General features: G+C 33.6%; 12 protein-coding genes. 2 read left to right on the top strand and 10 right to left on the bottom strand.

All coding sequences use genetic code 11. From position 1 onward, the window contains the following. Positions 1 to 58: 58 nt before the first annotated feature. From EI427_RS12980 to EI427_RS12960, 5 genes are all read right to left on the bottom strand, one after another. On the bottom strand, positions 59 to 370 hold the full coding sequence (locus EI427_RS12980; RefSeq protein ID WP_126615302.1) for a hypothetical protein: 312 nt from the start codon (positions 368 to 370) through the stop codon (positions 59 to 61). Continuing rightward, positions 367 to 765 carry a hypothetical protein gene (locus EI427_RS12975; protein ID WP_126615300.1) on the bottom strand — a complete coding sequence of 133 codons (399 nt, stop codon included), beginning with the start codon at positions 763 to 765 and terminating at the stop codon, positions 367 to 369. Before EI427_RS12975 ends, EI427_RS12980 begins: the two co-directional genes overlap by 4 nt. Before the next feature lie 143 nt (positions 766 to 908). Continuing rightward, entirely contained in the window at positions 909 to 1,700 is a 792-nt protein-coding gene (locus tag EI427_RS12970) for a hypothetical protein (protein ID WP_126615298.1), read from the bottom strand. Positions 1,701 to 2,201: 501 nt separating this feature from the next. Beyond that, entirely contained in the window at positions 2,202 to 2,768 is a 567-nt protein-coding gene (locus tag EI427_RS12965; RefSeq protein WP_126615296.1) for a helix-turn-helix domain-containing protein, read from the bottom strand. Between the two features lie 63 nt (positions 2,769 to 2,831). Next, on the bottom strand, positions 2,832 to 3,173 hold the full coding sequence (locus tag EI427_RS12960) for a hypothetical protein (RefSeq protein WP_126615294.1): 342 nt from the start codon (positions 3,171 to 3,173) through the stop codon (positions 2,832 to 2,834). 52 nt (positions 3,174 to 3,225) lie between these two features. On the opposite strand from EI427_RS12960, the gene tnpA reads away from it, so the two are divergent. Beyond that, entirely contained in the window at positions 3,226 to 3,660 is a 435-nt protein-coding gene (tnpA, locus tag EI427_RS12955; RefSeq protein WP_126615292.1) for an IS200/IS605 family transposase, read from the top strand. A 27-nt stretch (positions 3,661 to 3,687) separates the two neighbouring features. Here the strand turns inward: tnpA and EI427_RS12950 are convergent, their stop codons facing one another. After that, positions 3,688 to 3,912 (bottom strand): hypothetical protein, encoded by a 225-nt coding sequence (locus tag EI427_RS12950; RefSeq protein ID WP_126615290.1) that lies wholly within the window; start codon positions 3,910 to 3,912, stop codon positions 3,688 to 3,690. A 341-nt stretch (positions 3,913 to 4,253) separates the two neighbouring features. On the opposite strand from EI427_RS12950, the gene EI427_RS12945 reads away from it, so the two are divergent. Next, a complete protein-coding gene (locus tag EI427_RS12945; RefSeq protein WP_126615288.1) occupies positions 4,254 to 4,859 on the top strand; it encodes a hypothetical protein in 606 nt (201 codons plus the stop codon). Positions 4,860 to 4,901: 42 nt separating this feature from the next. Here EI427_RS12945 and EI427_RS12940 read toward each other — a convergent pair whose 3' ends face one another. Genes EI427_RS12940 through EI427_RS12925 form a run of 4 tightly spaced genes read right to left on the bottom strand, consistent with a single transcriptional unit; the run spans position 4,902 to position 12,171 of the window. Then, positions 4,902 to 6,257 (bottom strand): c-type cytochrome domain-containing protein, encoded by a 1,356-nt coding sequence (locus EI427_RS12940; RefSeq protein ID WP_126615286.1) that lies wholly within the window; start codon positions 6,255 to 6,257, stop codon positions 4,902 to 4,904. Positions 6,258 to 6,289: 32 nt separating this feature from the next. After that, positions 6,290 to 7,399 carry an NHL repeat-containing protein gene (locus EI427_RS12935; protein WP_126615284.1) on the bottom strand — a complete coding sequence of 370 codons (1,110 nt, stop codon included), beginning with the start codon at positions 7,397 to 7,399 and terminating at the stop codon, positions 6,290 to 6,292. Between the two features lie 18 nt (positions 7,400 to 7,417). Next, entirely contained in the window at positions 7,418 to 8,908 is a 1,491-nt protein-coding gene (locus EI427_RS12930) for a DUF1501 domain-containing protein (RefSeq protein ID WP_126615282.1), read from the bottom strand. A 20-nt stretch (positions 8,909 to 8,928) separates the two neighbouring features. Beyond that, on the bottom strand, positions 8,929 to 12,171 hold the full coding sequence (locus EI427_RS12925) for a DUF1553 domain-containing protein (RefSeq protein WP_126615280.1): 3,243 nt from the start codon (positions 12,169 to 12,171) through the stop codon (positions 8,929 to 8,931). Positions 12,172 to 12,190 lie beyond the last annotated feature (19 nt).

Here is a 12,190-nt window from a genome sequence, read left to right as displayed (position 1 = left end):
ATTTGGCGGGGTTGGTTAGTAGTTCTGAACTTTCGTAAACCACTGAACGCCCTATTTGCTATATATGGTGTTGTAGGGCGTCTTTCCTTTTTTTATTTCTTAGTATCAAATAAGTTAGAGTGAGCAGAATAATTACAGCCAAAATTACTTCTTCAATCAAATATGGGTTTTCGGTATAAGTGTAGTCTGAAGCTAAATACTTTTGTTCTTTAATATCAAAAACTTCCCCAACACCTTCCCATCCAATAAACCCAGGTGGGTGATCCGTTTCTGCCCAATACAATTGTTTTGTATAGTGATTCACTACTAGATAATCAATTGTCGCAAACACATTTGTTGTTAGCAATATTGATAGCAGTCCAAATTTCATTTGATTTCGGGGATTCCCGTTTTTAAAAAGTTCTTATTTATCAACTCAGTCTGTGAAATTTCAATAGTTTCTTCATCTCGTCCATCAGCTTTCCATTTTGTCAATGCATTAACTGTAAATTCAATAGAGTCATTCATACTTGGTGGCGAAAATGCTCTGTTAAAGTCAGTCCAAATCGTTGTTTCCAATCTCTCCAATTTGCTCAAGTCACAGTTGTGATTTTCAAAGTGTTGGGGAAGCCATTCCACATAATCATTAATTAACTGTCTACTTTCTTTAGATTCTTCATTATCGGATTGAATGGTCTGATTAATGAAATCAAAAATCGATTTGGTTTCAAGTTCGAGGTTGTACAAGTCAATCAAAACATTTGCAGCAAGACATCCACTTTTCATGTAGTCAATGCTAATGAAAGAGTGAGTGAAATTGTGAATTGTCGATTTGTAATTTTTGTACTTCATCGTTTTTTTTATGCACCACAACGCACTGACTAAATTGCGTAGAGGACGTGTCGGCCGATATGCTAATTTAGTTGATGTTATAGCCTTTTATTTTTCTTCACTTTTAGTATCATAATATCTGAAATAATATAAGTTAAACTAGTGGATAGTAATGTAATTCCCAAAATAAGCCCTTCTATTCCACCTTCTAAAATCCCAAAAAATGCTATTATTACGAATAAAATTGAAAAAAGGTACAACATAATACGCTTAATACTTCCAGTCAATGTCCATTCAGGTTTATTCCAAAACTCTACTTCTTTTTCACTTCTTTCTTTCTTAACCCTCTCTATTACATTTTCTCCATTCAGGATAGATTGATATTGTCTGAGTAGTTCTATTTTGTTCTTTGTGTTCTGTCCAAATGTAATTGGGCTTGAACGATATGACGAACTAGCAATACTATTTATATATAGCTTTCCATTTTTGAGAATTGCCGTAATTTTTAATCCTTCCCAACTCCAATCTGTGTGTTTTATTGCTGAGAAATAGTCTTTCCTATTCGAAATTACTCCCCACTCATTTGACATTGCACAAGCCTGATTTGCTTGTTTAAATTGCTCTGGAGACAAATTAGATTCGTAAACATCTAATTTCAGTCCTACTAGTTTTCGTATAAAAAGCCAAGCTATCAATGCAATTACACTAAATAAAAACAAAACTGAAATAAAATCATGAGTTCCTTTGACGAACCCCTTATACAAGCCATATCCTATTCCAAGAACAAACACTAGGTGAAATATAAAATTTAACCAATAGTCAAAACTTTCAACTTTTGTCAATTTAAGTTTTTTAGACTTGGTCCATAATTTCAATTCTTTTCCTCTCATTTGCTTTCTGTATACTATATTGGCTATAACAATATACAAACGTATTACCGTTTATATATTTTGCGTTTATTTCTGTTTTATTTCTGTGAATAAGGCGATAAATACAAGTATATATTAATATCCTACCATAAAAGTTGTAGGATATTTTTTTTGCACATTATATTTTTTACGTTTATCCAATTGTTAATAGAGTATTCTTATAAGGAAAAAATATAGTTTTAGTCTTTTGAAGAGTCTGTTTATTAACTATCGTAAGTTGTTAATAAAGTGATGTAAATCAAAATATCTAGAGAATATTTTTTAAAATTTGTGAGCAATTTCAATATGTTTTTTGAAAGTAAATCGTGAGCAATTGCAACGCTCTTCTCTAATTTTAAAAATTGGACAAAAAAATAAACTGATGAACGGTTTGTTGTGTGGATTCGTACTATTTTTTGGAGTAGAAAGGAATGAAGTTGTAAGAAGTAGGAACTGTTTGTATCACTTTTAAATAATTGGGCACTAGGCGGCCTTCTTGATTTCTTTTGTAGAAACAATTTCGAAAGTTGAAGAAGATGGTGTTGTGATTGATTGGTTAATAGAAATTTGAGTTCTCCTATTAAAAGCAATTTTACGCTGATTGTGTGCTAAGAGTTCATCAAGTAGGTGCCAGAAATCTTTGAAATGAAACATAGGACGTAAACCTAATCTTTCTTGGTAGAATTTCACGGGTTTAAACCGCCTTTTTACCCATCTGTAAGGTATACTATCTGGATACTCTTTTCTTTGTGTTTTAGAATCACTATACCAAACTATTTCTCTGCGGTCTGCGTACAAAACGTATTTCTTTTTCCTATAAAAAAATACATAACGGCTTTTTCTTTGGCTGCCTGCTACAATTTTTCTAGCATAGGCTAGCCTATGGGCTAAATGAGCACAATATTTTTCACCAACGGCTGTATTACGTTTTATCTCACGAGATATTGTAGATGAAGCAACGCCAATTAAACGGCCAATAAAAGCAAAGGAGTAATTTTGTTTTACACAGGTTTCTATTAAAACACGTTGTCTGAAATTAAGGTTTCTCATAAATTTTATAAGCTAAAAAAAATCAGGCCTTTCGACCTGATTTCTCTGAATTAAAAATAAGAACTAAACAGTTTTTAAACCATAGTCGTTATACGACCATCCCTGAGTATCTCCAAAAGAAAATAATTCAGAAAATACTTCTACTATAGCCAAAGCCCTTGTTTTTAAACCTTCCACCTCTATTACTTTAAATAAAGAGGTTACGTTTGTTTCAGCATCAAGGCTCAACTTATTTTGAGTATCGCTAATAGTAGCAGAAATTTTCTCGTTCTTAATTTCAATAACGGTTATTTCTTCTGCATCAATAACACTATCCAAAACAGAAATAATACGGTTATTCTTACTTACTTCGTTCTGAAGGGAGGTTAATTTATTGGTCTCATAAATGGGTTTAAAACCCTGCACTTTCAGTGCAGAACTTTAGTATTTCGAAAAAATCTACTACATTCTGAGTATTATGACACATGAGTATAGAAAAGGTCATCATACAGTGACTAGGTTGACCGTCCATATAGTTTTTGCGACTAAATATCGTTATCAAGTTCTAGAAGGAGATATTCAAAAACGATGTAGATCTCTTCTCATTCAAATTTGTGAAGCAGAAGGTATTGAGATCCTAAAAGGAGTTGTAAGTAAAGATCATGTTCATATCCATATAGAGTACCCTCCGACTAAAAGTCTTAGTGATATTTTGAAACGTATGAAAGGTCGAACTTCAAGGTTACTTCAACAAGAATATCCTAGTTTAGGAAAAAGGTATTGGGGTAAGCATTTTTGGGCAGGAGGTTACGGCGCTTGGAGTACAGGTAACATTACAGACGAAATGGTCAACGACTATTTAGAACATCATAGGAGCGATATGGACGATAATTCCAACTTCATGTTGGAATAAGAGGAAGTGAGCGTAGGACTTTCAGTCCTACCCCCAAACCTCTGCACTTTCAGTGCAGAGTGGTTTAGTTTCTAACTCCGTTCTTCTCTCTATTTGGTTAGAGGTTTGTATTTCATCTCTTACACTTTTGTATTCAAAAGTTCTGAATGTTTCTCTTAATTCATCAATTACAAATTGTAACTCTGTAGCAGAAGAGACAAATTTTCCTAGTGTTGAAGTGTTGACCACTTCTTTAAGATTTAATGTTGACATAACATTTTGGGGTTTTAGTTTGAGAAATAATTAAGCAGCTCTGTTTTGTTAGATCGATCGTTAAGAGCATTCTGTTAGTTAGGTATTCGGAATTAAAAGTGAATAGGTTTTCATTTATTGCATTTTATAACGTTTGTTAATGTATTTTTAGTGAGTGTTTAGTGTTAATGCTCAAAAGAATTATAATTGTTTTTTCGTTAAGATTTAATAAAAGAAAAACATAACAATGTGTAGTGTAATTCTAGTTGTTAAAAATTAGAAAATAATTAATCAATCGTTCAATTTTTGACGTAAGTCATAGATAAGTAATCAAACTTAAATACTCAACGAATCATTTTTATATGAAAAAGTTATTAACTATCGCTTTATTATTAACTTCTCTAACTAGTGCATCTGCACAGTTTAAAGATAAAGTCTCTAGCCTGTTTATTAAAAAAGAAGCATTTACAATAGACGATCAAAATGAATTGAAATACATGGAAGCAGATTTATCTAAGGTGGTGTTTTATACTTCTCAAGAGGTTTCTTTAAAGAGGTTAGTGAGTACGGATTCTACCGTAAAAGAAAATGCTGTTGGCGATATAATTTTTGAGAATGGAGATGTTATAGATCGCCTTGTAATTAAGAAAGGAGCAACAGGTTTTATACATCAAATTAGTGAAGATACCTTGCAGGTAAAGTTTGAAAATATAGAAGGGCGTTATCTTACTTTTGTAAGTGATAAAAGAAACATGGATACTCAGACAAAATATTACCTTTTTGTAGATGAGAATAGGAGGGTAGTCTATAACAATCAGGAGTGGGATTTACTACTCGGAAACAATGTTTGTATTCAATGGAAAAGTAAGTCTGTAAATGTAAATAAAGAATCGTCGCATACGGTAAAGGGATTAAGAGCAGATGGTTCTCAGAAGAAGACATTTAAGGAAAGTATTTTAGGGAAATAATTTAAAGAGCGATACCAGAATAAAACTGATATCGTTCTTTATCTATATACCGATAATCTTTAAATTTTTATTTGTTCTTGCCACTAAAGTGGCTTCTTTTTTATTAATAGGGGTACCCCAAATATAGATACGTTTTAATTTTGGTAGTGCTGAAAGTTTAGAAAGTCCAACTTTGGTAATCTTAGTTTGATATAAATTTATACTTTCCAATTTCTTTAAGCCTTTAAGATGATGTATTCCGTTGTCATCAATTTTATTCCTAGCAATTTTTAATTTTTGTAATTGATGAAAACCACCCAGGTATGATAAATTATCATTTGATAAACCACAGTTTTCTAAAGAGAGCCAAAGAACATTGTTTTTAATTACAACTAACTTTTTTAAGTAGCGATTTATGTGTTTTTGATTAAAAGAGGAAGCCTGTAAGCTTACATCATAACTATTTGAGCCAACTACCAATTCTCTGATTTCAAAACCATAATTGCGTAAAGAATCAATCACTTGGAGCTCGATATTGGCTAACTTAACTTTTTTCTCCTTATATAATCCCGAAACATTTTGAGCAGCAAGAAGTACATCTTCGGTTACTTCCATATCACTTAAAAGTGTATCAAAACTTGAATTTGCATTGGCTATCCAAAATTTTAAAATTGAAATTTCTTGAGGTGTAAGTGGTGTTTTTCCTTTTGGAGGCATTACATCATTATCGTGTTCATTAAGAGTTATTCTATGGAATAAATCACTTTTTAATGGATTACCTGCAACTAGTAAGTTACCACTTTTGCCACCTTTTAGATAGCTTTCAATACTACTAAATGATAATAGACCTTTCTTTTTTTCATCATTATGACAACTTTTACATTTGGTGCTTATAATGGGATGAACAAGGTCTCCGAATACTTGGGCATTCTCCAAACTTGTTAATTGTGGTCGTACCATTAGATCTATTACTTTAGGTTTAAATGGCATGTAATAGGTAAGGTAATCTGATCCGTGCGTCATGTTTCCTCCCATATGTCCTGTAATACTTAACCCTATAATTATGGCAAAAAGAACAATTCTGTATACCTTATAGTTAGGTATTTTTAGGTAGTCGACGCTTATTAAGTAAGCAGCTCCAGAAATTACAGTTGTAGCAATACCAGCCCATTTATGTATAGCAAGCATTTCCGCATTATAGTCTCCACTAGTAGCTAACATGAAACCAATAATGGTTGCTGTAATTGCAGATAATGTACCTATTAATAATGCAAAAGATACAGCAGGTTTTAGCCCTTTTACAAGACGGAATCTATCTGCTATTTCAAAACAAATTGCTATTACTAAAAAGCCAATTGGTAAGTGAACAATTAACGGATGAAACCGACCAAAGAAGAGTATTATATTAGAATTTTCCATACTAATTTTTTTAATCAAATTGATAAAACAAACTATACACGTTCTAATTTTAATGGACCTGTTTTATTTGCATTCCATTGGCATACATAAAGATTTTTGTCTTCATCAATGCAAATATCATGACCATGATAGATAGGCTTATCTTCTAACTGATACGATTTTTGAAGCTCTTTTCCTTTATAAATTGGAGGCGTTCCACCAGGGTTAGAAACTACTTTGTCTCCCTCTAAAACAGTAACAAAACCAGTGTGAGCTTTCCAATCAAATTTTTCTCCTTTGGGTTGCGACCAACAAACGCCACTATACAAGTTATTGTCATCAAATACAGGCCGGCAGACATACATATTAGGGAGGATTAATGTACGGATATATTTACCGTCTAAAGTGAAAAACTTAAATGCGTTATCGTTTCTAGATGTACAGACAACTACAGGGTTGCTTTTATCTCTATAATCAATAGCAACCCCATGTGCATTATTTAAATTGTAGTTTTTATTGCTATTTTCATGTCCACCCCAATGACGTATATATTCTCCTTTAGCAGAATATTGGATAATGTAATCCTGCCCATAACCATCAGCAACATAAATATCTCCATTTGGTCCTACGGCTACTTCAGTAGGACAGAAACTTTCGCCTTCTTTATAGAGTCCAATAGTTTGTGGGTGTCCAATATCAAAAATTACGCGTCCATCTGTTGTGGTTTTTGTTACTCTACCGTTGTGCTTAATCCATTTTCCTGTTTTGTCAATAAACCATCCCGAGTCCGTTAAAAATAGAAAATCTTCTTCTCCTTCTTTAGAAAGGGTCAATCCATGTCCACCTGGATAAGCAGTGCCCCAGTAGTCTAATAATTTGCCAGATTTATCAAAAATCATAATGTTGTTATCTGTATGATCTCCTATCATTATTAACCTTCCTTTTCTATCCATTACCATTTCATGGCAGTTGAGTATAGGGTTTCTAACAGTGCTTATTTTTGCCCAATCTCTATTTAGTTTATATTGATAATTTCCATGTCCAAGTATCACTTCTTTTTTTGCTTTTTTACTCCTGATGGCATTAAAACTAAAAGTGGGTATAATAGCTGAAGCACCAATTACCTTGACGGTATTTTTTATAAAGTTCCTTCTTGTATTCATTATTGATAGTTTCTGGTTTTAGGTAAGAATGTCTTTTATAACCTTACCATGTACATCTGTTAATCTAAATCTTCTTCCTTGATGTTTAAATGTTAGTTTCTCATGATCCACTCCCGTAAGGTGCATTAGTGTAGCATGAAAATCGTGAACATGAACAGGATCTTTTACAATATTGTAGCTAAAATCGTCAGTTTCTCCATAGGTAAATCCGGGTTTTACACCTGCGCCAGCCATCCACATAGTAAAACACCTTGGATGGTGGTCTCTACCATAATTATTGGCTGTTAATTTACCTTGAGAATAGACTGTTCGCCCAAATTCACCACCCCATATCACTAACGTATCTTCTAATAAACCACGTTGTTTTAAATCTTTTAAAAGTGCAGCAGTAGCTTGATCTGTATTTTGACACTGGCTTTTAATTCCACTTGGAAGATGTACATGTTGATCCCAACCTTTATGATATAGCTGAATAAATTTCACATCTTTTTCTAATAAGCGTCTTGCCATTAAACAATTGGCAGCATATGTTCCGGGCTCTCTTGCATCTTCTCCATACATTTCAAAAACGTCATCGGGCTCATCCGACATATCTGTTACTTCAGGTACAGAGGTTTGCATTCTGTATGCCATTTCATATTGTGAGATTCTAGCATTTACTTCGGGGTCTCCGTATGCTGTATTTTGTACTTCATTTAAATCTTTTAGATAATCAAGCATTTCAGCCCTATCGTCACCATCATAATTTTCTGGATTATTTAAAAATAGAACCGGGTCTTTACCAGATCTAAACTGAACTCCTTGATGTTCGGTAGGTAAAAAGCCATTTCCCCAAAGACGAGAATATAGAGGTTGTCCACCACTATTTTTAGATACTAGAACAATAAAATTTGGCAAATTCTTATTGTCTGAACCCAACCCATAACTTAACCAAGAACCTATAGATGGTCTACCTGGAAGTTGATGTCCTGTTTGAAAAAAAGTAATAGCAGGATCGTGGTTAATTTGCTCCGTATACATTGATTTGATAAAACACATATCGTCTACCATTTTGGCTGTATGTGGCATTAGTTCACTAACCCAAGCCCTTGACTCGCCATATTGATCGAACTTATAAATTGAAGGAGCAATAGGTAATGAAGACTGAGAAGCACTCATAGCTGTTAATCTTTGTTTTCCTCTTACAGAGGCAGGTAAGTCTTGCCCAAACATATCTGTAAGCTTAGGTTTGTAATCAAAAGTTTCGAATTGAGAAGGACCTCCGCTCTGAAATAAATAGACTACCCGTTTTGCTTTTGGCATAAAGTGAGGTAATTGTGGAGTACCATCTCCTAAAATATCACTAGAAGGTTTACTTTTTCCAAAAATGCTTTCAGTACTTAATAAAGAACCAAGAGCAGCGGCACCTAACCCTAAAGAAGCTTTGGTAAGAAAGTGTCGACGGTCCATTTTTACCTCTTCTTTCTGTAAATTTCTATCGTTTGATCGTAATCTATCGTGATGTCCCATGAGTATTGAATTAAATGTGTTTATCGTTTAGTAATTGTAGCATCAGAGTTCATAATAACACTTGCTACAATTGTATTTGCAGCTACATAGCTAGTATCAAGAGATTTGTCAACACGGTATTCACCTACTGTTAACCACCCTTTTGCTTTGTCTTTATTCTCTTTAAATTTTTGATATTGCTTTTGTTGTAGGGCTATTAGAATTTTTAATTCATTAGGCGTGATTTCTTTACCTGTAAGCGCCATGTATGCTAGTTTTATTCCTTCAGAAAGAGAAGGTGATTTAGTAATTTGTTCACCAATTTTTCTTGAGGCCTCCACATAAGTAGGATCATTTAAAACAACTAAAGCTTGTAGTGGGGTATTAGTTTTCTGACGTTTAACAGAACATTCACTTCTTTCTGGCTGATCAAAAGTTTGTAAAGTAGGGTTAGGTATTGTTCGTTTCCAGAATGTATAAATAGACCTTCTATATAAATCATCTCCTGTGGATTGATTGTATATCATGGCATTCATTGCCCACAATCCTTTTGGCTGATATGGTTTTACACTTTTTCCGCCTACTTTTTTAGTAATTAAATTACTTGCCACAAGTGCATTATCACGCATCATTTCGCTTGTTAATCGTAACGCAGGACCCCGAGCAAGTAAAATATTTTCTTTATCTTTTTTCCTAAGTTTATCACTACAATAAGAACTTTGGCGGTAAGTTGACGAGAGTACAATTTTCTTTTGTAAAGCTTTTATGTTCCATCCACTTTCAATAAATGATAAGGCTAGCCAATCCAACAATTTACTATGGCTTGGTAACTCTCCTTGGTTACCAAAATCTTCGGTGGTATTTACAATACCTCTACCAAAGTAAATTTGCCAATAACGGTTTACAGCTACTCGTGCTGTAAGAGGGTGTTCATCCATCATCAACCATTTTGCTAACCCAAGGCGGTTTTTTGGGAACTCTTTTGAAAATGGAGGAAGAAATTCTGGTGTGTTTGGAAAAACAGAATCTCCATGAGCATCATATTGCCCGCGTTTAAGAACAAATGCCTGACGTAATGTATCCATTTCTTTCATAACCATCATTTGTTGTACATCTTCCATAGCAAGTGAAAGCTGCTTTTGTTCTTCTGCTAGCGTAACTGTTATCTCTTTATAATCAGGTGATAATTGTGAAAAATAGTGTGCAGTTAAAACATTTTTCTGAGTAGTAGAAAGTACCTCATTATTTGTTCTTAATAGTTTACTTGCCGCTTTTGGAGTTGCCCATTCCATTATTTCAAGAGCCGTTAATTCTCTGCTATATACAGCTATGTCATCAATTTTAGCATTCTTTATACCTAATCCTCTCCATCGGCCTCCAATTTTTAAACCGGGTTCAATCGCTTTACTGTAGATAATGTCTTCGTAGTTATTAAAAATTATTTCTTTGTATAAATTATCTTTCTCTGTAATTAATTGTATTGGTACTCCATCCATGTAAAGTTGTATTCCTTTTGCCTTACTAGAACCATCGTATGTCATTGCTAAATGTGTCCATTTTTCTTTAGGTATTTTGATTGTAGACCTTCTTATAATTGCATTTTCTGGCCAAGTATGTGCCATTACAATTTCTAATTTATTATCAACTAAATAGAGGTGATATCCTTTTAAACTATGTAAACGATAACCTTTATTTTTATGAAAAATGACACCTTCTTTTAATTCTTTTGGTATATTTACCCATAAGCCAATTGTAAATGAATCGCTTCTTTTATAAGTACCCACAGGTTTAAGATCTAGCCATGCATCTCCGTCCATTAATAAACCGTATCCTTTTTTACCAGCTGTAAAGTGAGGGGTTTCTTTTGGACTAAATTGTCTATCCATTTTACCGTAACCTTTTCTTATTGAATTAGTAAGGTGATTATCTAAATTAAAGTGAGCTACTTTTCCTTTTTTATAAGCAGATAAACTAATTTTTTGATATTCATTATTAGTAATCCACTCTTCCATTGTACTTTCCTCACGTATTATATGATCTTCTTTTTTAGTTATTGTCTGGTTAATGGATTCTTTTAGAAAGTTGATTTTTTGTTCTTGTTCTACTGTTGGTAATAACATATTTGGAACAGGCATATCAGAAGGGTCCCATGAAATTTGTCCTGTTTCATTTACATTATTAAAAAAGCTATACAACTCATAAAAATTCTTCTGAGAGATAGGATCATATTTATGGTCATGACACCTTGCACAGGCAAAAGTTAACCCCATTACACCTTGCCCAACCACAGAAGCTCTATCTGCTACATATTCTACTCTAAACTCTTCGTCTACAATACCTCCTTCCATATTCTGAGGGTGTAAACGGTTAAAAGCAGTAGCAATTTTTTGTTCTCTAGTTGGGCTTTCTATTAAATCTCCAGCAAGTTGTTCCGTTACAAATTGATCGTATGGTTTATTGGTATTAAACGCATTAATAACCCAATCTCTCCATGGGCTCATGTCTCTAGCTCTATCTGCTTGGTAGCCGTGTGTATCTGCAAAACGAGCAAGATCTAACCAATCCGAAGCCATCTTTTCTCCATAATGAGGAGAAGCGAGTAAACGCTCTACTTGCTTTTTGTAAGCACCTTTACTTAAATCAAGTTTAAAAGCATTAATTTCTGCTATAGTTGGTGGTAACCCTGTTAAGTCTAAAGAAACTCTTCTTAACAATAGTTCTTTATTGGCTTCTGGACTAGGAGATAGTTCTTCTCGTTCTAACCGAGCAATAATAAAGTTATCTATTTCGTTATAGATTTTTTCATCATTTTCAATATCAGGAACGTCTTGTTTAGCTATTGGCATAAATGCCCAGTGAGGTTGGTATTCAGCTCCTTCTTCTATCCATTTGATAAGAGTAGCTTTTTCTTTAGGAGATAACGTTAAGTTAAAATTTGGAGTAGGCATAACTACTTCTGGATCGTCTGATAGAATACGATGATAAATTTCGCTGGCCACAACATTACCCGGAATAATAGCATACTTGCCTGGCGACTCTGATAATTCTTGGTAAGCAGTAGAAGGAGTGTGTAATTGTAAACCTCCCAATATTTTACCTTTATCTGGTCCATGGCAAGCAAAACATTTATCTGATAAGATTGGCTTTATATCAGTATTAAAATTTAGTTCCTCAGGAAGCTGTTCGTAAGCCAAGGCTACATCTTGTGGCATGTCTACTTTACAAGAAAATAACAAGCATAAGAGTAGAAGTAAACAAGAGTTTATTTTATAGTCTATATTCATTTAAAAAGTAAGTTAACCG

It is taken from the genome of Flammeovirga pectinis (assembly GCF_003970675.1).
Classification (GTDB): domain Bacteria; phylum Bacteroidota; class Bacteroidia; order Cytophagales; family Flammeovirgaceae; genus Flammeovirga; species Flammeovirga pectinis.
This window is presented reverse-complemented; position numbering and strand designations above follow the sequence as displayed.

Coding starts and splice junctions, on each gene's coding strand:
- EI427_RS12965 (WP_126615296.1), bottom strand. CDS start 2,768: ATGAGAAACCTTAATTTCAGACAACGTGTTTTAATAGAAACCTGTGTA.
- EI427_RS12930 (WP_126615282.1), bottom strand. CDS start 8,908: ATGGGACATCACGATAGATTACGATCAAACGATAGAAATTTACAGAAA.
- tnpA (WP_126615292.1), top strand. CDS start 3,226: ATGACACATGAGTATAGAAAAGGTCATCATACAGTGACTAGGTTGACC.
- EI427_RS12970 (WP_126615298.1), bottom strand. CDS start 1,700: ATGAGAGGAAAAGAATTGAAATTATGGACCAAGTCTAAAAAACTTAAA.
- EI427_RS12940 (WP_126615286.1), bottom strand. CDS start 6,257: ATGGAAAATTCTAATATAATACTCTTCTTTGGTCGGTTTCATCCGTTA.
- EI427_RS12925 (WP_126615280.1), bottom strand. CDS start 12,171: ATGAATATAGACTATAAAATAAACTCTTGTTTACTTCTACTCTTATGC.
- EI427_RS12980 (WP_126615302.1), bottom strand. CDS start 370: ATGAAATTTGGACTGCTATCAATATTGCTAACAACAAATGTGTTTGCG.
- EI427_RS12945 (WP_126615288.1), top strand. CDS start 4,254: ATGAAAAAGTTATTAACTATCGCTTTATTATTAACTTCTCTAACTAGT.
- EI427_RS12950 (WP_126615290.1), bottom strand. CDS start 3,912: ATGTCAACATTAAATCTTAAAGAAGTGGTCAACACTTCAACACTAGGA.
- EI427_RS12975 (WP_126615300.1), bottom strand. CDS start 765: ATGAAAAGTGGATGTCTTGCTGCAAATGTTTTGATTGACTTGTACAAC.
- EI427_RS12935 (WP_126615284.1), bottom strand. CDS start 7,399: ATGAATACAAGAAGGAACTTTATAAAAAATACCGTCAAGGTAATTGGT.